19 protein-coding genes and 2 pseudogenes are annotated in these 22936 nt (G+C 72.2%); 8 read left to right on the top strand and 13 right to left on the bottom strand.

Features of this window, described 5'->3' with window-relative positions; translation table 11 throughout:
• Window positions 1–26: 26 nt before the first annotated feature.
• Window positions 27–1517 carry an APC family permease gene (locus EKH77_RS08740; protein WP_126913844.1) on the bottom strand — a complete coding sequence of 497 codons (1491 nt, stop codon included), beginning with the start codon at window positions 1515–1517 and terminating at the stop codon, window positions 27–29.
• 170 nt (window positions 1518–1687) lie between these two features.
• Between EKH77_RS08740 and EKH77_RS08745 the strand changes: the two genes are divergently transcribed.
• Together EKH77_RS08745 and EKH77_RS08750 are read left to right on the top strand one after the other, a co-directional pair.
• A complete protein-coding gene (locus EKH77_RS08745; RefSeq protein ID WP_126913845.1) occupies window positions 1688–2185 on the top strand; it encodes a hypothetical protein in 498 nt (165 codons plus the stop codon).
• A gap of 87 nt (window positions 2186–2272) precedes the next feature.
• On the top strand, window positions 2273–3883 hold the full coding sequence (locus EKH77_RS08750) for a multicopper oxidase family protein (RefSeq protein WP_126913846.1): 1611 nt from the start codon (window positions 2273–2275) through the stop codon (window positions 3881–3883).
• Window positions 3884–3931: 48 nt separating this feature from the next.
• On the opposite strand, the gene EKH77_RS33710 is transcribed toward EKH77_RS08750, so the two are convergent.
• The gene (locus EKH77_RS33710; RefSeq protein ID WP_240667278.1) at window positions 3932–4672 is read right to left on the bottom strand and encodes a DUF4234 domain-containing protein; all 741 of its coding nucleotides are present in this window, start codon (window positions 4670–4672) and stop codon (window positions 3932–3934) included.
• Window positions 4673–4854: 182 nt separating this feature from the next.
• Here EKH77_RS33710 and EKH77_RS08765 point away from each other — a divergent pair, with 182 nt between their 5' ends.
• Window positions 4855–6606, top strand: coding sequence for an NAD+ synthase (locus EKH77_RS08765; protein ID WP_126913849.1), 1752 nt, complete (start codon window positions 4855–4857; stop codon window positions 6604–6606).
• A gap of 70 nt (window positions 6607–6676) precedes the next feature.
• Here EKH77_RS08765 and EKH77_RS08770 read toward each other — a convergent pair whose 3' ends face one another.
• The 3 genes from EKH77_RS08770 to EKH77_RS08780 form a co-directional block, all read right to left on the bottom strand.
• Window positions 6677–6868: a hypothetical protein gene (locus EKH77_RS08770; RefSeq protein ID WP_126913850.1), complete on the bottom strand. Its 192-nt coding sequence runs from the start codon at window positions 6866–6868 to the stop codon at window positions 6677–6679.
• A complete protein-coding gene (locus tag EKH77_RS08775) occupies window positions 6868–7296 on the bottom strand; it encodes an ATP-binding protein (protein WP_126913851.1) in 429 nt (142 codons plus the stop codon). The genes EKH77_RS08770 and EKH77_RS08775 overlap by 1 nt, the downstream gene beginning before the upstream one ends.
• A gap of 93 nt (window positions 7297–7389) precedes the next feature.
• Window positions 7390–8604: a helix-turn-helix domain-containing protein gene (locus tag EKH77_RS08780; protein WP_206279830.1), complete on the bottom strand. Its 1215-nt coding sequence runs from the start codon at window positions 8602–8604 to the stop codon at window positions 7390–7392.
• Between the two features lie 89 nt (window positions 8605–8693).
• Here EKH77_RS08780 and EKH77_RS08785 point away from each other — a divergent pair, with 89 nt between their 5' ends.
• Window positions 8694–9176 carry an NUDIX domain-containing protein gene (locus EKH77_RS08785; RefSeq protein ID WP_240667280.1) on the top strand — a complete coding sequence of 161 codons (483 nt, stop codon included), beginning with the start codon at window positions 8694–8696 and terminating at the stop codon, window positions 9174–9176.
• A gap of 21 nt (window positions 9177–9197) precedes the next feature.
• Here the strand turns inward: EKH77_RS08785 and EKH77_RS08790 are convergent, their stop codons facing one another.
• The 5 genes from EKH77_RS08790 to EKH77_RS08810 all read right to left on the bottom strand — a co-directional run bounded on the left by EKH77_RS08790 (window position 9198) and on the right by EKH77_RS08810 (window position 14296).
• Window positions 9198–9410 carry a DUF2277 domain-containing protein gene (locus EKH77_RS08790; RefSeq protein WP_126913853.1) on the bottom strand — a complete coding sequence of 71 codons (213 nt, stop codon included), beginning with the start codon at window positions 9408–9410 and terminating at the stop codon, window positions 9198–9200.
• The gene (locus EKH77_RS08795; protein WP_126913854.1) at window positions 9358–10587 is read right to left on the bottom strand and encodes an MFS transporter; all 1230 of its coding nucleotides are present in this window, start codon (window positions 10585–10587) and stop codon (window positions 9358–9360) included. The genes EKH77_RS08790 and EKH77_RS08795 overlap by 53 nt, the downstream gene beginning before the upstream one ends.
• 114 nt (window positions 10588–10701) lie before the next feature.
• Window positions 10702–11736 carry an endonuclease/exonuclease/phosphatase family protein gene (locus tag EKH77_RS08800; RefSeq protein WP_126913855.1) on the bottom strand — a complete coding sequence of 345 codons (1035 nt, stop codon included), beginning with the start codon at window positions 11734–11736 and terminating at the stop codon, window positions 10702–10704.
• Between the two features lie 212 nt (window positions 11737–11948).
• Window positions 11949–12614 (bottom strand): TetR/AcrR family transcriptional regulator C-terminal ligand-binding domain-containing protein, encoded by a 666-nt coding sequence (locus EKH77_RS08805; RefSeq protein ID WP_240667281.1) that lies wholly within the window; start codon window positions 12612–12614, stop codon window positions 11949–11951.
• 41 nt (window positions 12615–12655) lie between these two features.
• Complete coding sequence (locus EKH77_RS08810) at window positions 12656–14296, bottom strand: MFS transporter (protein WP_126913856.1); 1641 nt, start codon at window positions 14294–14296, stop codon at window positions 12656–12658.
• 219 nt (window positions 14297–14515) lie between these two features.
• Here EKH77_RS08810 and panB point away from each other — a divergent pair, with 219 nt between their 5' ends.
• The 3 genes and pseudogenes from panB (at window position 14516) to EKH77_RS08825 (ending at window position 17389) form a co-directional block, all read left to right on the top strand.
• Window positions 14516–15385 carry a 3-methyl-2-oxobutanoate hydroxymethyltransferase gene (gene panB / locus EKH77_RS08815; protein ID WP_126913857.1) on the top strand — a complete coding sequence of 290 codons (870 nt, stop codon included), beginning with the start codon at window positions 14516–14518 and terminating at the stop codon, window positions 15383–15385.
• Between the two features lie 232 nt (window positions 15386–15617).
• Window positions 15618–16568: pseudogene (locus tag EKH77_RS08820) on the top strand (ATP-binding cassette domain-containing protein); the annotation flags it as partial.
• Entirely contained in the window at window positions 16565–17389 is an 825-nt protein-coding gene (locus EKH77_RS08825) for an ABC transporter permease (RefSeq protein ID WP_126913859.1), read from the top strand. The pseudogene EKH77_RS08820 and the gene EKH77_RS08825, both read left to right, overlap by 4 nt.
• Before the next feature lie 20 nt (window positions 17390–17409).
• Here EKH77_RS08825 and EKH77_RS08830 read toward each other — a convergent pair.
• A pseudogene (locus EKH77_RS08830) lies at window positions 17410–20876 on the bottom strand (AfsR/SARP family transcriptional regulator).
• 154 nt (window positions 20877–21030) lie between these two features.
• Between EKH77_RS08830 and EKH77_RS08835 the strand changes: the two are divergent.
• Window positions 21031–21840 (top strand): site-2 protease family protein, encoded by an 810-nt coding sequence (locus EKH77_RS08835; RefSeq protein ID WP_126913860.1) that lies wholly within the window; start codon window positions 21031–21033, stop codon window positions 21838–21840.
• A 22-nt stretch (window positions 21841–21862) separates the two neighbouring features.
• Here the strand turns inward: EKH77_RS08835 and EKH77_RS08840 are convergent, their stop codons facing one another.
• Together EKH77_RS08840 and npdG are read right to left on the bottom strand one after the other, a co-directional pair.
• A complete protein-coding gene (locus EKH77_RS08840; protein ID WP_126913861.1) occupies window positions 21863–22054 on the bottom strand; it encodes a hypothetical protein in 192 nt (63 codons plus the stop codon).
• Window positions 22055–22176: 122 nt separating this feature from the next.
• Entirely contained in the window at window positions 22177–22881 is a 705-nt protein-coding gene (gene npdG / locus EKH77_RS08845; RefSeq protein WP_126913862.1) for an NADPH-dependent F420 reductase, read from the bottom strand.
• Window positions 22882–22936 lie beyond the last annotated feature (55 nt).

A 22936-nucleotide genomic window follows, 5' to 3' on the forward strand; every position in this document is an offset into this window, starting at 1 on the left:
GGCCCGCTTCGGAGAGCACGGACAAGCTACTCGACGGGGGTGGCCTCCTGTCGCCCGGCCGTCACCCAGTGCGGCTTGCGGAGGGCGAGGAAGGCCAGCGGCACGAGGAAGCCGAGCGTCAGCAGCCCGCCGCCGACGATGAGCAGATAGCGCCACAGCGGCTGGCCGCCGAACTGCTCCGGCGGCACGAAGCCGATGAACATGGCCCCCACGGAGGCGGCGAAGCCCACGCCCGCGACGAGGCCCAGCGCCGGGACCTTGAAGCCGCGCGGCTGGTCGGGGCGGGTGCGGCGCAGCCGGAGGGCGGCGGCGAACATCAGCAGGTAGACGACGAGGTAGATCTGCGTCGTGACCACCGAGAAGATCCAGTACGCGCTGGAGACGTCGGGGATGAAGGCGTAGAGCAGGGCGATCAGCGTGGTCAGGGCGCCCTGGGCGACCATGATGTTGCGCGGGACGCCGTTCTTGTTGAGCTTCTGCAGGGCGGGCGGCAGATAGCCCTCCTGACGGGCGACCATCAGCAGGCCCTGCGAGGGCCCGGCCAGCCAGGTGAGCATGCCGCCGAGCGCCGCGGCGACGAGCAGGACGCCGACGACCTTGGTCAGCCAGCCCACGTGGAAGTGGTCGAAGAAGCCCTGGAAGGCCTGCATCACACCGGCCGTCAGGCTCAGGTCCTTGCCCGGCATCACCCAGCTGATGGCCAGCGCGGGCAGGATGAAGATCAGCAGAACGAGTCCGGTGGCGGCGAAGACCGAGCGCGGGTACTCCTTGCCGGGCTCGCGCAGCGAGGCGACGTGCACGGCGTTCATCTCCATGCCCGCGTACGACAGGAAGTTGCCGACGATCAGCACGAGGCTGGCGAGCCCGGTCCACGGCGGCAGGACGTGGCCGCCGTCCATGGGCGCGGCCGACGGGTTGCCCTGGGCGAGGAAGACCATGCCGAGGAGGACGAGCACGACGCCCGGGATCAGCGTGCCGACGACCAGCCCCACGCTGGAGAGCCCGGCCACGGCCTTCGTGCCGCGCGCGGAGATCAGTACCCCGGCCCAGTACACGACGACGATGACGAGCGCGACGTAGAGGCCGTTGTTCGCGAGGGACGGGTCGATGACGTACGCGAAGGTGCTCGCCACGTAGGCCAGCAGGCTGGGGTAGTACGCGATGGTCATCGCGAACTGGCACCAGACCGCGAGGAATCCGAGCCGCTTGCCCAGGCCCTCGGTCACCCACCGGTGGATGCCGCCGGTCCAGCCGGAGGCCAGCTCGGCCGAGACCAGGGCGGTCGGCAGCAGGAAGACGACGGCGGGGAGGAGGTAGAGGAAGACGGCGGCGAGGCCGTAGAGGGCCATGGAGGGGGCCGGGCGGAGGTTGGCCACGGAGGCCGTGGTCATCATCGCGAGCGTCGCCCACGAGATGAACTGCGTACGGGTGGCGCCGGATCCGGTGGCTTCCGCGGCTCCGGTGGCGGGGGCAGCCGTTTGGGGACGTTCGTCCCGGACCTGTTCCGTGATGGTCATGTTGGGGAGAGCGTCCTTCGGGCCGTGCATCAAGCGGTTTCGTCCCATAATCGGGCCTTCAAGCTGTCGTTCGCACATCGCGCCCTCGGCTCGCTCCGCCGCCCGCCTGGAGGGCGGATACCCCGGAGGGGTAGGGTGCGCGGAGGTCAACGGGCTTGTGGAGGCGGGCGATGCACGGACGGCGGAGGGTCGCCGCGTGGTGCGGCCGGCTGCTGCTGTTCGCCGCGCTGCTGCTCGGCATCGTGACGATGCACACACTCGGGCACCCGCGTGACCACGGACCGGCGGTCGAGGCGGGGACGCACGCGATGGCGCCCGGCGGGCACGCGATGGCGCCGGTCGACCAGGCCATGCCGGGTGCGCACGGGACCGCGCCCGCCCCGAAAGCCGCCCCGGAGAGCCGCGCTTCCGTTCCGGCAGCGTCCACCCCCCACGGCGGCGGTCACGGCGGCATGGATCCGCTGTCGGTGTGCCTCGCCGTGCTCGGCACGGGGTCGGCCACGGCCTTCCTGCTCTCCCTCGCCCTGGCCACCTTCCTCCGCTTCTTCCGCGACCGGCCCGGTACGGGCCCGGTGGCCGCCCGCGCGTGGTTCTCGCGCGCGCTGTGGCCGGTCCCGCCCCCGCCACGACAGAAGACCCTCGCCCGGTTGTCGGTGCTGCGCGTATAGGGGCGCGCGTTCCGCTGCCCGCCTCGTCGGCGGCAGCGCACGCGCTCGTCATCACGCACACCACCGACACCACAGAGGTGCACTCCCATGCGCAAAACCACCCGCCGCGCCGTGCTCGGCGCGGGGATCGCCGCTGCCGGAAGCGGACTGCTGGCCGCCTGCTCGAAGGGCACCGGCGACGGCCCCTCCCCCTCCGCCACCCCCGGCGGATTCGTCTCCCCCGACGGCCGCGAGGTGGCGGCCGCCGAGGCCCGGCGCGGCACGGGGCCGGTCCGTCAGGTGCGGCTCACCGCGACGCCCGCGCGGCTGGACCTGGGGGGCGGCCGTACGGTCGCGAGCTGGGCCTACGGCGACACGCTGCCCGGCCGGGAGGTCCGCGTCACGGCCGGTGACACCCTCGCGCTCACCCTCGCCAACCACCTGCCCGTCCCCACGTCCGTGCACTGGCACGGGCTGGCGCTGCGCAACGACATGGACGGCGTCCCGGGGCTGACGCAGCGCCCGATCGCGGCGGGGGCGTCGCACGACTACCGCTTCGCGGTCACCCACCCGGGCACGTACTGGCTGCACCCGCACTCCGGCACCCAGCAGGACCGGGGGCTGTACGCGCCGCTGATCGTGGAGGACCCGAAGGAGCCGCTGAAGTACGACAAGGAGTGGGTCGTCGTGCTCGACGACTGGGTCGACGGGGTCGACGGCAGCACTCCGGACGCGGTGCTCGCGGAGCTCGCCAAGGGCATGGAGATGGGCGGCATGGACCACGGCGGGGGCAGCAATGGCTCAGGCGGTATGAGCCACGGCGGGGGCCACGACATGTCGCACATGTCGATGACGTCCGCCGAACGGGCCTCGTCCCCCTCCCCCACCGGCCCGCCCCGGATGCTGATGGGTGCCACCAGTGACGTCCTCGGCGGTGACGCCGGCGATGTCGCCTACCCGTACTACCTGGTCAACGGGCGGACGCCGGAGAATCCGGAGACCTTCACCGCGAAGCCCGGCGACCGGGTCCGGATCCGGTTGATCAACGCGGGCGGTGACACCGCCTTCCGCGTCGCCCTCGGTGATCACCGGATGACCGTCACCCATACGGATGGTTTCCCCGTCGAGCACATACAGACGGACGCGCTCCTGCTCGGTATGGGAGAGCGCTACGACGTCCTGGTGGAGGTGAAGGACGGCGTCTTCCCGCTGACCGCGCTGGCCGAGGGCAAGAAGCGCACCGCGCTGGCCCTGCTGCGGACGGGCGGCGGTTCGGCGCCCGGGGCGGACGTACGCCCCCGGGAGCTGGAGAGCGCCCCGCTGACGGCGGACCGGCTGAAGGCCGACGGCGGGGTCGCGCTCAAGGAGCGCCGGCCGGACCGCACGATCACGCTGAAGCTGACGGGTTCGATGGCGAAGTACGACTGGGCGATCAACGGGCGGACGTACTCGCCCTCGTACCGCCAGCCGGTGGCGGCGGGCGAGCGGGTGCGGATCGCCTTCGTCAACGCCACCACGATGTGGCACCCCATGCATCTGCACGGGCACACGTTCGCGCTGCCGGGCGGCGGGGCACGCAAGGACACGGCCATCGTGCTGCCGGGCAAGCGGCTGGAGGTCGACTTCGACGCGGACAACCCGGGACTGTGGATGATCCACTGCCACAACGTCTACCACGCGGAGTCGGGGATGATGACGGTCCTCGGCTACCGCGCGTAGGGCAGGAAAAAGGGGAGGGCCCGCACCGGGCCCTCCCCTCGGTCGGACTCAGACCGCGAGCGGTACCTGGATGCCGGGCGCGGTCCCCTGGTAGTGGTCGACGATCTTGTTGAGCTCGCCCTGGTAGTACAGCGGCCACAGACCGAAGAGGAAGATGAGCAGCAGGCCGAGACCACCGCTGCAGCTGGGCTGGAGACCAGCCGCGCGCTGGGCGTCGGCGATGCGCTTGCCGGTGTTGTAGATGGACACGAACGGCGGAACGATCAGGATGCCGCCGAACATGATGGTGAGCAGGCTGCCACCCGGGCTGATCTTGCGGCGGCTGTCGAACTCCGCCATCTCCTTGTGGATCTTGTAGTACCAGACCAGGAGATAGATCCCGAAGGTGATGATCGGCAGGCCCAGCCAGACGCCGAAGACGTTGCGGCGCTTCATCGCCAGGCCGAAGTGGGCCGAGCCCTGCGGCTGCCCGTAGGGGGCCGGGGGCTGGGCAGCGGGCGGGTAGCCGTAGCCGGAGGACTGCTGACCGTAGGGCTGCGGCTGACCGCCGTAGGGCTGCGGCTGACTGCCGTAAGGCTGCGGCTGGCCGCCATAGGGCGGCTGCTCGCCGTAGGGCGACTGACCGCCGTACGCCTGCTGGCCGCCGTAGGGCGGCTGCTGCGCGCCATAAGGCTGCTGCTGCTCCCCATAAGGCTGCTGACCGCCGTACTGCGGCGGCTGCTGGCCGCCATAGGGCTGCTGTTGCGGGTAACCACCCTGATAAGGGCCGGGCGGCGGCTGCGTGCTCAACGGGTCTCCTAGGGATTAATGCTGACAAAACATCATCCAACCCACGGCAGGACACCCCATGGGCAGATCGCGCAGCTTGTCACAAGATCACATTCCGTGGCCAGATCGGTACGCTTCTCTCCCGAGTCGCCGTGGCCGCCCTCACACCACATCGCGTCAGTCAGACGATTACACTGAGGCGCGTGGCTCAACTTCGTCTCGCCCTGAACCAGATCGACTCCCGCGTCGGCGACATCGCCGGGAACGCCGAGCGGATCGTCCACTGGACCCGGCGCTCCGCCGAGCAGGGCGCCCACCTGGTGGCGTTTCCCGAGATGGCGCTGACGGGGTACCCCGTCGAGGACCTCGCCCTGCGCTCCTCCTTCGTCACGGCCAGCCGTGACGCGCTGCGCGCGCTGGCCGCCCGCCTCCAGGCCGAGGGCCTGGGCGAGCTGCCCGTGATCGTCGGCTACCTGGACCGCAGCGAGGAGGCCCGCCCGCGCCTGGGCCGCCCCGCCGGAGCCCCGCGCAACGCCGGTGCCGTGCTGCACCGGGGCGAGGCCGTGCTGACCTACGCCAAGCACCACCTGCCGAACTACGGCGTCTTCGACGAGTTCCGCTACTTCGTGCCCGGCGAGACGATGCCGGTGCTGCGCGTCCACGGCGTGGACGTGGCGCTGGCCATCTGCGAGGACCTCTGGCAGGAGGGCGGCCGCGTGCCCGCCGCGCGCTCCGCCGGGGCCGGGCTGCTGCTCTCCATCAACGCCTCCCCCTACGAGCGCGAGAAGGACGACACCCGCCTGGAGCTGGTGCGCAAGCGCGCCCAGGAGGCCGGCTGCGTCACCGCCTACCTCGCGACGACCGGCGGCCAGGACGAGCTGGTCTTCGACGGCGACTCGATCGTCGTCGGCCGCGACGGCGAGGTCATCGCCCGCGCCCCGCAGTTCGAGGAGACCTGCCTCGTCCTCGACCTGGACCTGCCGGCCGCCCCGGCGACCGTCCCCTCCGGCGTCGTCGACGACGGCCTGCGCGTCGAGCACGTGACGATCTCCGCCGACCCGCTCCCCGCCTACGAGCCGGAGTTCACCGGCGGTCTCGCCCCCCACCTGGGCGACGACGAGGAGGTCTACACGGCGCTGGTCGCGGGCCTGCGGGCGTACGCGGAGAAGAACGGCTTCCGGAGCGTCCTCATCGGCCTGTCCGGCGGCATCGACTCGGCGCTGGTCGCCGCGATCGCCTGCGACGCGGTCGGCGCGGACAACGTGTACGGCGTGGCCATGCCCTCCCGCTACTCCTCCGAGCACTCGATCGCCGACGCCGAGGAGCTCGCCCGCCGGACGGGCCTCCACTTCCGGACCGTGCCGATCGCCCCGATGTTCGACGCGTACATGGGCTCGCTCGGCCTGACCGGCCTCGCCGAGGAGAACCTCCAGTCCCGGCTGCGCGGCACGATGCTGATGGCGATCTCCAACCAGGAGGGCCACATCGTCCTGGCCCCGGGCAACAAGTCCGAGCTGGCCTGCGGCTACTCCACGCTCTACGGCGACTCGGTCGGCGCGTACGGCCCGATCAAGGACGTCTACAAGACGGGCATCTTCCGCCTCGCCAACTGGCGCAACCAGGCGGCCGCCGAGCGCGGCGAGACCCCGCCGATCCCGGAGAACTCCATCACCAAGCCCCCGAGCGCCGAGCTGCGCCCCGGCCAGGTGGACACGGACTCGCTCCCGGACTACGACGTCCTCGACCGCATCCTGGAGCTCTACGTCGACCGCGACCGGGGCCGCGCCGACATCGTCGCGGCGGGCTTCGACCCCGAGCTCGTCACCCGGATCCTGCGCCTGGTCGACACGGCGGAGTACAAGCGCCGCCAGTACCCGCCGGGCACGAAGATCTCCCCGAAGGGCTTCGGCAAGGACCGCCGCCTCCCCATCACCAACGGCTGGCGCGAGGCCTGATCGAACCCGCAGGACCTGATCAACCCCCGGACGGGCCGGCCGCGTGGCCGGCCCGTCCGGGGATCTGCCATCAACGGCCGTCCCCATACGACCAGCCGCGCCGCACCGTCACCGAGTCCTCACGGCCGACTCTCACCGGCTCGCCTTCCTTGAACACAACGATGACGTCGTGACCGCGTCGGCGGATCTCTGACACTTCCCGCCGGTCCCGGCCGTGGTCCATGAGGTCGCCATGCCGCAGCATGTAGGCCAGCAGACGCATCAGAGCCACCTCCCGCCCGGCACCGTGACCACGGCCCAGACGGACTTCCCGACACCTCGCCGGGTTCTCACGCCCCAGCGGTCCGAGAGCGCCTCGATCAGCGCCAGTCCACGCCCGCCCGCTTCGCTCTGAGGACGCGCCTCGGGGTGGCGTTCGTCGGCGTCGTCCACGGCGAGCCTCACACCGCCTGTACTCCGGCAGAACGAGGTGTCGAAGTGACCGCCCGGCACCCGGGCGTGCCTGACCGCGTTCGTGACCAGCTCCGAAAGGATCAGCACCGCCGAGTCTTCGATCCCCGTCAGCTCCCACTCCACCAGAGCCACACGCAGCTCATCACGGGCCAGGCCGACAGAACGCGGACGTATCGCCCAGCGTCGTACGCGCCGTGTCTCGATACCGCAGCTGCTCAGCGCAGCAGCACTGCTCATGGGCTCGACCGTCCTTCAGGAGCACGAGTGAGTGACGCCCGCGACGGTAGGGCCCCACACCACCGAGGACCCGGAAAAAATTTCCGGGTCCTCCTACCTCACCGCTCCGATTCTGACCGCGAGCTCGTGGACGTCCCGTTGACGGGTCTGCTTGGCCAGGCGCCGGGCGAGGTCGCGCGCGAACTCATGAGCGCGAATCTGCTCGGGCGCCTTCTTGAAGGCGCGCTTCAGATGGTCCACGGATTCCTCCGGCCGACGCGCCTCACCGTACGTTCGCGCCATGTCCAGGAGCAGCCGCGCTTGTCGTTCGACGGGAAGGCCGCTCCCGAGCCGACACATATCCGGCCGCGAAACCATCGCCAGCGCCGTGGCGATGTCCTCGGTCTCCAGTGCGGTGGCCAGCTGGTGAATCCGGACATTGGCCGGACCGAATGCGGTCCACATCTCGTTCCGGTTGCCGCCCAGCCGATCGGCGGCGGCCTGTGCTTTGTCCAGCATCTCGTCCGTCAGGCCGTCGTCCCGCATGCGGGCGGCCGCTACCGCGCCGTTGAGGAACAGAGTGCCGTAGAGGGACAGGGCGACGGGCGACGACTTCCACCAGCCCTCGACGAGGTCCTGGGCCGCGTTCAGCGTGACTCCGGCCGCTTCCTGAGCAAGACCGGCGCCCAGCTGCACGTGCGCGACGCCGCGGCGCAGCGCCAGTGTCACACCGGGGTCCCCGAGCTCACTCGCCACCATGTCCCCCTGGTCGATGGCGGTCCACGCGAGGTTCGTCTCACCGAGCTTCCGCAGGTACACCGCGGCCACGTGCAGGGCCAGGGCGAACTGCCTCAGCGCCGCCGCGTTCCGCGGGCCCCGGGCGTTGCTGTGCACCGCGAGGCGCGCGTCGGCGAGCAGGCCGGGCAGCACTTCGCCGAGCCGGGCGTACCGCGACGCCTGATAGAGCTCCCATGCGCGATCGACCTCGGCCATGACCCGTGCGAGGTGGGGCACCTCCCGCCGGTCGAACAGGTCACCGGACAGTCGGCGGGACTGCATGAGAGCAGCCCGGATCGCGGGAACGCTGCCCTTGTGATCATCCTGATCGTCGAGCAGGGTGGGAGAGCCCTGAAGATCTTCCAAGTGGACGCGCAACGCGTCGGCAAGGTCCGTCAGTATCCTGACGCTGTTCACCGGGATGCGGTCGGACTCCACCCGGTAGACCCAGTCTTCCGTCCGGTTGACCAGCTCACCGAGCTCCCGCTGGGACAGCATCCGCCGTTCTCGGTAGAGGCTCACGCGCCGGCCGAACGTGAGGTGGTCGGTCATGCCACGCATCGTCGCCCTCCCCTGGCTACGTCGCGTCGGGTGTCACACACCGCGCTGATCAACGAGGACGGGTTCCGTACGCTCGCCCCATGACCGAGATCGAGACCGATCACGAACTGCGTATGGCCCGCCCTCGGATGGCGGCAGGTGCGCTGTTCTTCAACGATCGAGGGCACGTGCTGTTGGTGCGCCCCTCGTACAAGCCCAAGTGGGAGATCCCCGGGGGCTACATCGAGGCAGGTGAGTCACCTCTGGCCGCCTGCCGGCGGGAGGTCCGGGAGGAGCTGGGCATCTCCCCGGTCATCGGCTCACTCCTTGTCGTGGACTGGGCCCCGAGCGAGGCCGAGGGGGACAAGGTCCTTTACGTCTTCGACGGCGGGGAGCTCCGGCCGGGCGAGGTGGGCGCGATCAAGCTCGCGTCCGACGAGCTGCTGGCCTCGGAGTTCCATCCGGCGGACGCGCTCGACGAGCTGCTGATCCCCCGGCTGGCGCGCCGGGTGAAGCAGGCGATCACCGCCAGAGGGCAGGCACACCCGCGGTACCTGGAGCGCGGAGAGCTGCCCCGGATGTGACGACCGCCCGGGGCCGGGCGGTCACTTCGCCCCCCGCACGACCAGCCCGGCCAGCAGCCGTTCCGTCGCTTCCGCCACCGCGTCCACGGCCTCGTCGAAGACTGCCCGGTTGTGGGCGGCGGGGGCCCGGAAGCCGGAGATCTTGCGGACGTACTGGAGGGCGGCGGCGCGGACGTCGGCCTCAGTGGGCTCGGGTGTGGCCGGCGGTCTGAGCGTCTTGATGCTGCGGCACATGCTCCAAGTGTGCCCCCGCGACCACGCGCGAGCCCTCGCCCCGGTCCAGGGAGCCCGCGAGGACCGCGATCGCCAGGCCCACCACGGCCAGGGCCGCGCCCACGAGCGTCGGCGAGGTCCAGCCCCAGCCCGCCGCGATGGCGACGCCGCCGAGCCACGCGCCGCCCGCGTTGGCGAGGTTGAAGGCCGAGTGGTTGGAGGCGGCGGCCAGGGTGGGGGCGGCCTTGGCCTTGTTCATGATGAGCATCTGCAGGGGTGTGCTGGTCAGGGAACCGGCGGCGCCGAGCAGGACGACCGTCACCGGCGCGGCCCACTTCACGTGCACGGTGAAGTCGAAGACGACGAGGACCGCCGCGAGGCCGGCCAGGGCTCCGTAGAGCGTGGGGCGCGGGGCGCGGTCGGTGAGGGGGCCGGCCGCGAGGACGCCCAGGGTCATGCCGGTGCCGAAGAGTGCCAGCACGAACGTGACCGAGGTTTCGGAGAAGCCGGTGACCTCCACCGCCATCGCGGACAGGTAGCTGTAGACGGCGAAGACGCCCGCGAAGCCGAAGACCGTGGTCAGCAGGCCCAGCAGCACCTGACGGCCGCCCAGGGCGCGCAGCTCCTTGCCCAGTCCCCCGCCCTGCTCGGGCGGCAGCTCGGGGATCAGCCGGGCGAGGGCGGCCATCGCCACGAGGCCGATCGCGGCCACGACGAGGAACGTCGCGCGCCATCCCAGGTGCTGCCCGAGGAGGGTGGCGGCCGGGACGCCGACGATGTTCGCGACCGTCAGGCCGAGGAACATCATGGAGACGGCCCGGGCCTGCCGTCCCTCGCCGACGAGACGAGCGGCGACCACGGAGCCCACGCCGAAGAACGCGCCGTGCGGCAGTCCGGCCAGGACGCGGCCCGCGACGAGCAGCCCGAAGTTGGGGGCCAGGGCCGAGGCGAGGTTGCCGACCGTGAAGACCGCCATGAGCAGGATCAGCATCCGCTTGCGCGGGATCCGCGCGCCGAGGGCGGTGAGCAGGGGGGCGCCGAAGACGACGCCGAGGGCGTAGGCGGAGACCAGGTAGCCGGCGGTGGGGACGGAGGTGCCGAGGTCGTCCGCGACGTTGGGCAGCAGGCCCATCATCACGAACTCGGTCGTTCCGATGCCGAAGGCGGAGACGGCGAGCGCCAGCAGCGCCAGGGGCATGAGAGGCCTTTCGGAGGGCGGAAGGGGGCGAAGGGTGTAGAGCAGCCTTCCAGCCTACGGGGTACGACCACGGGCCCTTACCCAGGAGGGTAAGGGCCCGCGTGCGTCCGTGCCTCAGACCTTGACGCGGGCCGCCACCGGCAGGTGGTCGCTGGGCGTCGCGGGCAGGGTCCACGCGGAGACCGGGTCCATGCCGCGCACCATGATCTGGTCGATGCGGGCCATCGGGAAGCTCGCGGGCCAGCTGAAGCCGAAGCCGTCGCCGGCCGCGCCCTGGGCCGAGCGGAGCTGGGAGGTGACGGGGGCGAGGGAGCGGTCGTTCATGGTGCCGTTGAGGTCGCCGAGGAGGACGACCTTCTTCACCGGCTCGTGGGCGATGGCCTGGCCGAGCGCCTGGGCGCTGTTGTCGCGCTGCCCGGCGGTGAAGCCGGCGTTGAACTTGACCCGCACCGAGGGCAGGTGGGCGACGTAGACGGCCACCGGGCCCTGCGGCGTCTGGACGGTGGCGCGCAGCGCGCGGGTCCAGCCCATCTTGATGTCGACCGGCCCGGCGTCCGTCAGCGGGTACTTGCTCCACACGCCGACCGTGCCCTGCACGGAGTGGTACTTGTACGTGCCCGCCATCGCCTTCTCGTAGCGCGAGGCGTCGCTGAGCTCCTCCAGGGCCACGACGTCGGCGCCGGAGGCGGCGACGGCCCGGGCGGTGCGGGCGGGGTCGGGGTTCTGGGCGTTGACGTTGTGGGTGGCGACGGTGAAGTTGCCGCCCTTGCCGGACTTGTCGGTCAGCAACCCGCCGAAGAGGTTGACCCAGGCGACGGCGGGCAGCAGCAGGGCGATCAGGGCGGTGGCCGAGCGGCGCCACAGCGCCAGGGCCAGCAGCACCGGGACGAACAGGCCCAGCCACGGCAGGAACGTCTCGGTGAGGCTGCCGAGGTTGCCGACCTTGTTCGGCAGGTCTGCGTGGATCAGCATCAGCAGGCCCAGCAGGCCAGCGAGAACGGCGAGCACGACGCCGCGCCGCCAGATGCCGGGGCCCTGCCACTGGCGGCGCCAGCGGTCCAGCCGGCTCTGGAGCGCCGGGGCCCCGGAATCGGTCCGCGCGGGGCCCGCTCCCTCAAGGCCCGTCTCCTCCATGTGCGCCTGCGGCATCGGCTGTCCTCACTGCTCCATCGCTGCTCGCCCCCGGTACCGGACGATAGGTGATCATGGCACGCGGGGCTGACCGGAACGCTCCTGGCCGGGGCGTCGGGTGGGAGGACGACCGTCCGGTCCCACCGGGTTCCGCGATGCGGGCCCGGCGCGGGATGCTGTGACAGAACGGGCACATGAGGACGTCCCAGGCCACCCGGAACCCCCCGGAATCAGGACTTCCGGCCCGGAACGGCGGGGCCGGACGACCCGGGCGAGTCACCTGGGCCGTCCGCCGGGCTGGCGCGCACACCCTCCAGGACCGCGTCGACGATCTGCTCGGCCAGCCCCTCCGGCAGCTCCTGCCAGTCGTGGAGGATCGCGCGGGAGAGCATGGGGCTGACGAAGAGGTCGGTGAGGAGGTCGACGTCGAGGTCGGCCCGGATCTCCCCCGCCGCCATGCCGCGCCGCAGCACCTCGTGGAAGGCGCGGCGCCGGGCCGCGACGACCGTGTCGTGGTACTCCTGCCAGAGCCGGGGGTGGGCGCGGACCTGCGCGACGGCCGTCCGCAGCACGGCCGAGGAGCGTTTGGCCAGGCCGCGCCGGCGCAGGAACTCCAGCAGGGCGACGAGGTCGTCGCGGGCCGGGCCCCCGGCGAGCTCGGGGGCGCTGTCGTCGAGGGAGCGCAGCACGTCGAGCATCAGCGCCTCCTTGCCCGCCCAGCGCCGGTAGACGGTGGCCTTGCCGACGCCCGCCTCGCGGGCTATCCGCTCCATGGACAGCTCGGCGACCGTCACGCCGTCCTCGAGGAGCCGCAGCACGGTCTCGATGACGGCCCGGTCGACGGCCGCGCTGCGCGGCCGCCCGCGCCGCTCCGCCGGGACGGGCACGCCACTCACTGGCCCCCCGCTCACCGGCCCGCCGCTCACGGACGCGCCGCTCACTGGCCCGCCCCCGCGCCCTCTTCCGCCTCTTCGGTCTTCTCCGCCGCGCCCGGCGGTGCCGCGCCCCCTCCGGGGCGGCCGGGCCGGCCGGCGGGCAGGAAGAGCGCGGCGACGAGCGCGCCCAGCAGGGCGACGGCGCTCGCGCCGAGGACGGTGACGTGCATGGCGTGGACGAACGCGTCGCGGGCCGGGCCGACGAGCTCGTGCCCGGCCGGGCCGAGCCGCCGGGCGGCGGTCAGCGTGGCCTCGATGGACTCGCCCGCCGCGTGCCGGGCGTCCGCGCTCAGGCCGGGTACGGCGTCGAGCCGGTCGCGGATGCCCGAGCGGTAGACGGCGGAGAGGAGCGAGCCGAGGACGGCCACCCCGAGCGCGGCGCCGAGCTGCCGGAACGTGTTGTTCACGGCGGAGCCGGAACCGGCCTTCTCCCGGGGCAGCGACTGCATGATCGAGACGGTGGCGGGCGGGCTGATGTGGGCCATCGCGGTGCCCTGGCAGAAGAAGAGCACCTCCATCAGCCAGACCGGCCCGTCCCGGTCCAGCAGGACGTAGCCCGCCATGGTGATCGCTACCGTCACCATGCCGCCGGTGCACACCGCCCGGGCCCCGAAGCGGGCGACGGCCAGCCGGGCGCGCGGTGCGAAGACCATCTGGGCGGCGGCCAGCGGCAGCATCAGCAGCCCGCTGTGCAGCGGGCTGTAGCCGCGGGCGCTCTGCAGGTAGAACACCATGAGGAACGTGACGCCCATCAAGGCGAAGAAGACCAGCGCCAGCGAGGTCACCGCGGCGGAGAAGGCCGGATTGCGGAAGTAGCGCACGTCGAGGGCGGGGTGCTCGCTGCGCCGCTCGTGCAGCACGAACAGGGTCAGTACGAGCAGCCCGGCGGCCGCCGTGCCGTAGACCTCGGGCACGGTGAAGTCGGCGAGCCGGCCGCCCGTGATGATGCCGTAGACCAGCAGGACGAGCCCGACGACCGACAGCAGCACGCCGAGCGGGTCGAGCCGGCCCGGGCGAGGGTCCTTGGAGTCGGGGACGAGGATCGTCATCGCGACGAGGGCGACCGCCACGATCGGGATGTTGATCAGGAAGACCGAGCCCCACCAGAAGCGGCTCAGCAGCAGGCCGCCGGCGATCGGCCCCATGGCGATGGCCAGCCCGACCGCGCCCGCCCAGATGCCGATGGCCTTGGGCTGCTCCTCGCGCTCGAAGACGTTCATGATGATCGCGAGGGTGGCGGGCATCACGAACGCGCCACCGAAGCCCATCACCGCCCGGTAGGCGATCAGCTCGCCGGGCGAGCCCGCCATGGAGGCGAGGGCGGAGCCGAGGCCGAACACCACCATGCCGAAGAGCAGGACCTTCTTGCGGCCCAGCCGGTCGCCCAGCAGGCCGGCCGTGAACAGTATCCCGGCGAAGACGAGCGTGTAGGCGTTGATGGCCCACTCCAGCTCGCTCTGGGTGGCGCCAAGGCCGGTGGGGGCGGGCGCGGCGATCGTCTTCATCGCCACGTTGAGGACGGAGTTGCCCAGGACGACCATGAGCAGGCTGAGCAGCAGCACGGCGAGGATCGCCCAGCGTCTGCGGTGGACGGCCTCGGGGACCCGGCGGGAGGGGGGCGGCGCGGCCCCGGGGGTTGCCATGCGCTCACCCTACGGTTATTTCGAGACGGACCCGTTCCGTATTGAGCAGTCTTTACGCCGCTGTCTTTACGCTCGTGAGCGGGGTGGAACACACCGCATGTGTCGTACAAGAAGTTTCCCGGGGGGTCACTACCGTCCCCGGGAGGCGCGTGTCAGCATGGAGGTGATCCGGGGACGCCGTCAGGGCGCCTCGAGACGACGAACACAGGAGCCACGGCAATGACGCATGCCTTGAAGACCCCCGACAGCAGCCAGAAGAGCAATAAGGCGCTGTACGGCGGTACGAGTTCCCGGCGCATCACCGTCCGTGACATCGCCGCCGCCAAGGAGCGCGGCGAGAAGTGGCCCATGCTCACCGCCTACGACGCGATGACCGCCTCCGTCTTCGACGAGGCCGGCATACCCGTCATGCTCGTCGGCGACTCCATGGGCAACTGTCACCTCGGCTACGAGTCCACGGTGCCCGTCACCATGGACGAGATGACCCTGCTGTCGGCGGCCGTCGTACGCGGCACCAAGCGCGCCCTCATCGTCGGCGACCTGCCCTTCGGCTCGTTCCAGGAGGGCCCGGTCCAGGCGCTGCGCAGCGCCACCCGGCTGGTGAAGGAGGCCGGGGTCGGCGCGGTCAAGCTGGAGGGCGGCGAGCGCTCGGCCCACCAGATCGAGCTGCTGGTCCAGGCCGGCATCCCGGTGATGGCCCACATCGGCCTCACCCCGCAGTCCGTCAACGCCTATGGCGGCTACCCGGTCCAGGGCCGCGGCGAGGAGGCGGCCCAGCAGCTGCTGCGCGACGCCAAGGCCGTCCAGGACGCGGGCGCCTTCGCGGTCGTCCTGGAGCTCGTCCCGGCGGAGCTCGCCGCCGAGGTCACCCGCATCCTCCACATCCCCACGGTCGGCATCGGCGCGGGCGTGGAGTGCGACGCGCAGGTCCTGGTGTGGACGGACATGGCCGGCATGACGCCCGGCCGCCTGCCGCGCTTCGTCAAGCAGTACGCGAAGCTCCGCGAGGCGCTCGGCGACGCGGCGAAGGCGTTCGCCGAGGACGTCGTCGGCGGGGCGTACCCGGCGGAGGAGCACTCCTTCCACTAAGGAGCCACTAAGGAGATGCCCCGCCAGGTCCACTAGGAGGTACAGGCGGCCTGTCGGCGATCTGTCGGTGGGCCGCCGACGTCGTCCACAGGCTGTCGGCCCGATGTCAGTGCCCCCTGGCACCTTGGTGGGCATGACGCGAAACGACATCCCCCGCCGCGGCGGCAACGCGGTGGAAGTGCGGGGCCTGGTCAAGCACTTCGGTGCCACCAAGGCTCTCGACGGGGTCGATCTGGACGTACGCGAGGGCACCGTCCTCGGTGTCCTCGGCCCCAACGGCGCCGGCAAGACCACGCTCGTCAGATGCCTGTCCACGCTGCTCCGGCCGGACGCCGGCAGCGCCCGGGTCGCCGGGTACGACGTGCTGACCCAGCCCCGGCAGCTGCGCCGGGTCATCGGGCTGACCGGCCAGTACGCCTCGGTCGACGAGAAGCTCTCCGGCGTGGAGAACCTCTACATGATCGGGCGGCTGCTCGATCTCTCCCGCAAGGACGCCCGCCGCCGGGCCGGGGAGATGCTGGAGCGCTTCTCGCTGACGGAGGCCGCCAAGCGCCCCGCCATGCAGTACTCGGGCGGTATGCGCCGCCGGCTCGACCTGGCCGCCTCCATGATCGGGCAGCCGTCGGTCCTCTATCTGGACGAGCCCACCACCGGTCTCGACCCGCGCACGCGGAACGAGGTGTGGACCGAGGTCCAGCGGATGGTGGCCGAGGGCGCGACCGTCCTGCTCACCACCCAGTACATGGAGGAGGCCGAGCAGCTCGCCGACGAGCTGACGGTCGTCGACCGGGGCCGAGTGATCGCGGGCGGCCGGGTCGACGAGCTCAAGGCCAAGGTCGGCGGCCGCACCCTGCAGATACGCCCGGCCGACCGCGCCGAGCTGGCGCGGATGGCCGAGGCGGTGGAGCTGGCCGGCCTGGCGGGGATCGCCGGCGCGACCGCCGACGAGGCGGAGGGCGTGGTCAACGTCCCGATCGTCAGCGACGAGCAGCTGACCGCCGTGGTCGGGCTGCTGGGCGAGCGCGGCTTCGCCATCTCGGGGATCAGCACCCATCTGCCCAGCCTGGACGAGGTGTTCCTGGCGGTGACGGGCAAGAAGGCGTCCACCGGGGCCGAGCCCACGGACGCCACCGGCGGCGACGACACCATCCGCACCGACGCACCCCAGGAGGTCGCGGCATGAGCGCGGCGACGATCGACGCGCCCGTGGCGGCGCCCACCCACGACGGCCGGATCGGCCCGCGCGCCAACCTGCGGCACATCAGCGCGCTCGCGCGCCGCAACATGCTGCAGATCAAGGCGGACCCGGAGTCGATGTTCGACGCCGTCCTGATGCCGGTCATCTTCATCCTGCTGTTCACCTATGTCTTCGGCGGCAACATCGCCGGCAAGGGCCACGAGCAGGAGTACGTGAACTACCTGGTGCCGGGCCTGATGGCGATGATGGGCATGAACATCGCCATGGCGGTCGGCACGGGCGTCAACGACGACTTCAAGAAGGGGGTGATGGACCGCTTCCGCACGATGCCGATAGCCCGGTCCTCCGTCCTCATCGCGAAGATCGTCGTCGAGGCCGGCCGGATGCTCGTCGCGACCTCGATCCTGCTGGCGATGGGCTTCGCCCTCGGCCTGACCGTCCACACCTCGGTGCTCCACCTGCTGGCGGCCGTGGCGCTCGCCATGGCCTTCGGCGCCTCACTGATGTGGATCTTCATCCTGCTGGGTCTGACCATGAAGACGGCCCAGGCCGTCCAGGGGGTCGCCATGCTCGTGCTCATGCCCCTGCAGTTCGGCAGCTCCATCTTCGCCCCCACGACGAAGATGCCCGGCTGGCTGGAGGGCTTCACCAAGTACAACCCGCTCTCCAACCTCGCCGACGCCGCCCGCAACCTGATCAACGGCGGTCCGGTGGCCCACTCGGTGTGGATGACGCTGGCCTGGGCGGCGGCGATCACGCTGGTGACCGCGCCGCTGGCGGTGTCGAAGTTCCGCCGCAAGACCTGACGGCACGTCGACGGGTCGCGTCAGACGAGGGCGGCCGCCTCCGTGGGGGAGAGACGGGCGCCCTCGGCGTACGCGTGCTCGTACGCCTCGGGGCCGAGCTCCGCGCGGGCCCGCTCCGCGGTGCGTTCCCGGATCTCCCGCTCGTGCGCGATGACGAAGTGGCCGGCCGGCCGCTGCGTCACGGCGGCGCCCAGGAGCCGGGCCGCCAGCAGCGCGCGCTCCCGGCCGCCGGTCTCCGCGTGGGCGAAGGCGGCGGTCAGCAGGTGCACCGAGGGCAGGTGCGCGGCGACCAGGTTGACCAGCGGATCGCCGTCCATCTTCGCCAGCCCCTCGCGCACCTTGGGCAGCGCCTCCTCCGGCCGGCCTTCCAGGGTGTCCAGCCAGGCGGTCAGGCCCAGGATCATGCCCTCGAAGAGGGCCAGGTGACGGTGCCCGAACTCGCCGACCATGTGGTCGAAGTGCCGCCGCGCCTCGCCGGCGCGGCCCGTGCGGGCGAGCAGGATGCCGAGCTGGATGTGGACGAAGGCGGCCGCGTCGGGATGGTCCTTCTCCAGCGCCTCCAGCGCCTCGCGGTACCGCCGCTCCCCTCCGCCGGGTCGATGGCGCCGGCCTCCAGGAGCACGTCGGTCAGCCGGGAGCTCAGGTGCGGCACTTCCCCTCCGGAGCCGACGGCGCGCACCCGCTCGATCGCGGCACGGTAGTCCTCGGCGGCGCGGTGGAAGCGGCCCTCCCGCTGGTGGGCCTCCGCCCGGCTGGACAGCGCCTCGGCGATCCCCCAGTCGTCACCGAGCCGGGAGAAGATCTCCAGGCTCTCGTCGGCGTCCCGGGTGCCCTGAAGGGCCCGTTCGGGCTGCTCGTTGAGCAGCTTGGCCCGCAGCTGGAGGGTGTTGGCGAGCTCCCACGTGTACCCGAGCTCACGGCAGCTCTCCACGGCCCGGTCCGCGACCGCGCACAGATTGTCGACCGAGCCGGTCAGCAACAGCGCGAAGAACCACATCATCCCGGGCACCCGGCAGTTCTGCGGCTGCCCCTCGCCGTACGCGGTGATGATGCCCCGCAGCCGCCGCTGCGTCTCCGGTGTGGCCATCACCCGCATGTCCGACTCGTTGTTGGCCAGCGACAGCAGCCTTACCCCGCGCCGCGCCTCCAGCAGGACCTCCCCCACCATCGGCGGAGGCTCGGCGGTGCAGGACTCGAACAGCGGCTGAGCGAGCGGGACGGGCTCGGCGAACGGGTCCGGGCCCAGCCCGGCCGCCACGTCGGCCCAGTGCCGGGCGTCGGCCCGGTGGTCGCGCAACTGCCAGAACCAGCCCAGGGACAGCACCAGGCACAGCGTCTCCTGCTCGTCGCCCATGGCGACGGCGTGGCGCAGGGCGGTGCGCAGGTTGTCGTGCTCCAGCTCCAGCCGGTCCAGCCAGGCGCGCTGCCCCGGGCCGCGCAGCGCCGGGTCGGCGGTACGGGCGAGTTCCCGGAAGGCCACCAGGTGCCGGTGCTGGGCGTCCGCCCGTTCACCGGCCTCCTCCAGCCGCTCGGCGGAGTACTCCCCGACGGTCTCCAGCAACCGGTAGCGCATCTCGCCGTCCGCCGTGGGAACGGCCACCACCAGCGATTTGTCGACCAGCGAGCCGAGCAGCGCCGCCACGTCCGGGGCCGTGACGGCGGTGCCGTCCGCGCATACCTCCTCGGCCTGGTCCAGGCCGCAGCCGCCGGAGAACACGGACAGCCGGCGCAGCACCGCGCGCTCGGGGTCGTCCAGCAGGTCCCACGACCAGTCGACGACCGCGCGCAGGGTCTGCTGGCGGGGCAGGACGGTACGGCTGCCCGAGGTCAGCAGCCGGAAGCGGTCGTCAAGCCGGTCGGCGAGCATGCGCGGCGTGAGCATGCGCAACCGGGCGGCGGCCAGTTCGATGGCGAGCGGCAGGCCGTCCAGGCGGCGGCAGATCTCGGCGCAGGCCTCGGGGTCGTCCTCCACCCGGAAGCCGGGCCGGGCGGCCGCGCCCCGGTCGGCGAGCAGCCGCAGCGCGACCGGGTCGGGCAGCGGCTCCACGGGACGCACCAGCTCGCCGGGGACGGCGAGCGGTTCGCGGCTCGTGGCGAGCACGGTGACGCCGGGGCACTGGGCGAGGAGCGTCTCGGCGAGCCGGGCGGCGGCGTCGATCACGTGCTCGCAGTTGTCGAGGACGAGCAGCATCCGGCGCCGCTCGCAGTGCTCGGCGACGCGTGCCAGCGGGTCGAGGGCGGTGGCGTCGGTGGCCGCCCGCAGCCCCTCGGCGGTGGTGCCGCGCACGACGGTCTCGCGGGCGCCGAGGGCGGTGAGGACCGCCTCGGGCACGGTGGCCGGGTCGTCGACGGGCGCGAGCTCGGCGAGCCACACGCCGTCGGGCCACGGCCCGGCCGCGGTCTCGGCGGCCTCCTGCGACAGCCGGGTCTTCCCGGCGCCACCGGGGCCGAGGAGGGTGACCAGGCGGTGCCGCGTCAGATCCTCCCGGATGCGGTCGATGTCGTCCTCGCGACCGACGAAGGAGGTGAGGCGGGCGCGGAGGTTGCCACGATGCGCTTTGTCCGGCACCGCCGGGCTCGCCGCCCCTTCCCGGACCCGGGCCTCCGGGGGGCCGGGGGCGTGCCCCCGGGAAACGGGAAGGGGCGGGACCGGGGCACCCTCCCCGCCGCCACGGCGATCGGCCACGACGCTCGTGACCGGCGGTGCCGAACCGGCCTCGGCCGACCCCGAAGGCTCCGACCCCGAAAGCAGCTCCGCGTGGAGCGCACGCAGCTCGGGCCCCGGTTCCGTCCCTAGGCGATCGGCCAGGTGCCGGCGCACGGCCTCGTACGCGGCGAGCGCCTCCGCCGGCCGCCCCGCCGCGCGCAGCGCGCGCAGGCGGAGGGCGTGGAGGGGCTCGTCGAGCGGGTACTCGGCGCACAGCTCGGCCAGGGCGGGCAGGGCCCCGGCCGCGTCGCCCAGGGCCACCGTCGCGGCCAGCCGGGCACGGCGGGCGGCGAGGCGGCGGGCCTCGGGCCGGGCGGCGGCCGGGCCGGCGGCGCCGGGCAGGTCGGCGAGGGCCGGGCCGCGCCAGAGGGCGAGGGCGTCGTCGAGGAGGACCGCCGCCTTCGCGGGGTCGCCGTCGGCGAGCGCCCGTTCCCCCTCGTCGGCGAGGCGCTCGAAGCGGTGGAGGTCGACGTCGTCGGGCTCGGCGCACAGCCGGTAGCCGCCGGGTGCGGAGGCCACCGCCTCCCGGCCGACGACCCGGCGCAGCCGTCCGACGAGCGCCTGGAGGGCGCCCGTCGCGTCGGCGGGTGGCTCGCCGTCCCAGACGGCGTCGACCAGCGCGGGCACGCTCTGGATCCGGCCGGGGCGGAGGGCCAGCGCTGCCAGGAGCGCGCGCAGCCGGGAGCCGCCGAGGGCCAGGGGCCGGCCGTCGTCGGAGTGGGCCGAGGTGGTGCCAAGGATGCCGTAACGCACCGGCCCATTGTCCCGTGTCCGGTACATGATCGAGCCGTCGGCCACTACGCGTGGCCCGGGCCCACCGAGTACGGTCACCCGGTACGTTCGTACGCCCGGACAATTCCCGGGTTCAGACGGGTTCAGTTCCCGGGTTCAGACGGGTTCGGACGGGTTCACACGAGTTCAGGAGAGCACAGGCATGGCAACGCAAGCGACCCGTGGCGAAGGGCGAGTGAGCCCTGTCTTCCTCGCCCTCGTCGCCATCATGGCGGTCTCCATATGGGCGGTGTGGACGGACTACTCGGCGTCGCCGGGCTTCGCGGTCTTCCTCTTCGTCGTCTCGGCCTGGATCGTCTCGCTGTGCCTCCACGAGTACGCGCACGCCCGCACGGCCCTCCACGGCGGTGACATCACGATCGGGGCGAAGGGCTATCTCACCCTCAACCCGCTCAAGTACACCCACGCGCTGCTGAGCATCGTGCTGCCGGTGGTCTTCGTGATCATGGGTGGGATCGGTCTGCCGGGCGGTGCCGTCTTCATCGAGCGCCACCGCATCCGGGGCCGCTGGAAGCACAGCCTGATCTCCGCCGCCGGCCCGCTGACGAACCTCGTCTTCGCGGTCGTGGTCACCGCCCCGTTCTGGCTGCACGCGCTGGACGGCGTCCCGGACAACTTCCGCTACGCCCTGGCGTTCCTGGCCCTGCTGGAGGTCACCGCCACGATCCTGAACCTGCTGCCGGTGCCGGGCCTGGACGGCTACGGGATCATCGAGCCGTGGCTGTCGCCGAAGGTGCGCCGGCAGGTGGAGCCGTTCGCGCCGTTCGGGCTGCTCGCGGTCTTCGGCTTCCTGTGGATCCCCGAGGTCAACCACGCGTTCTTCGACATGGTCGACGCGGTCCTGCGGACGCTGGGCATCACGGAGTGGGACACCTACTGGGGCCAGGAGCTGTTCCGCTTCTGGCAGGGGACGCCGGAGATCCCGCCGCTGAACGCGCTCGACCTGGGCTGATCAGCGGCTTGCGCCGGGCGCGTCAGCGCCCGGCGGCGGCCGCGGCGGCCTTGTCGTTCTTCGCCTTGCGCACGTAGTACCAGGCGATGTTGGACGAGACGCCCAGCAGCAGGATCCACACGACGCCGAGCCAGCTGCCCCGCGCGAACGAGACGACGGCCGCGGCGACGGCGAGGACGCAGACGGCGAGGGCGTAGAGGGCGAGGCGGGGCATGGGGGCGGCTCCTACTCCGGGTCCGGGGCGCATGTGCGTACGATCCCGGTCATTGTCCCCCATGCCCGCCGGCCGCCGGACGCCGGTGACACCGGACGCCGGACGCCCGGTGACACCGGCTGTCAGACGTCGGTGACGCGCAGGCCCGCGTGCGCCTTGTAGCGGCGGTTGGCGGAGATCAGGTTGGCGACGAGCGACTCGACCTGGTGGGCGTTGCGCAGCCGGCCCGCGTAGACGCCGCGCATCCCGGGGATGCGGCCGGCGAGGGCCTGCACGACGTCGGTGTCGGCCCGCTTCTCACCCAGCACCATCACATCGGTGTCGATCTCCGCGACCTCGGGGTCGGAGAGCAGCACGGCGGACAGGTGGTGGAAGGCGGCGGTCACCCGCGACTCCGGCAGCAGCGCGGCGGCCTGCTGGGCGGCGCTGCCCTCCTCCGGCTTGAGCGCGTAGGCGCCCTGCTTGTCGAAGCCGAGCGGGTTCACACAGTCGACGACGAGCTTGCCGGCGAGCTCCTCGCGCAGCGCCTCGAGGGTCTTGGCGTGGCCGTCCCACGGCACCGCGACGATCACGATGTCGCTGCGCCGCGCGCACTCGGCGTTGTCGAGCCCCTCGATCCCCAGGCCCAGCTCCTCCGCCGCCGCCCGGGCGCGCTCGGCCGCGCGGGAGCCGATGATCACCTGCTGGCCGGCCTTGGCCAGCCGGTAGGCGAGACCGCGCCCCTGGTCACCGGTGCCGCCGAGGACACCGACCACCAGGCCGGACACATCGGGAAGGTCCCAAGGGTCCTTCGCGGGCACCTTCTTGGCGTCTTCAGAAGTAGTCATGACAGCGATACTGTCACGCCCGCCTCCCGCCGCGGCCGAACGGGTGAGCCATTTG

The organism is Streptomyces luteoverticillatus (assembly GCF_003970715.1).
GTDB classification, from domain to species: Bacteria; Actinomycetota; Actinomycetes; order Streptomycetales; family Streptomycetaceae; genus Streptomyces; species Streptomyces abikoensis.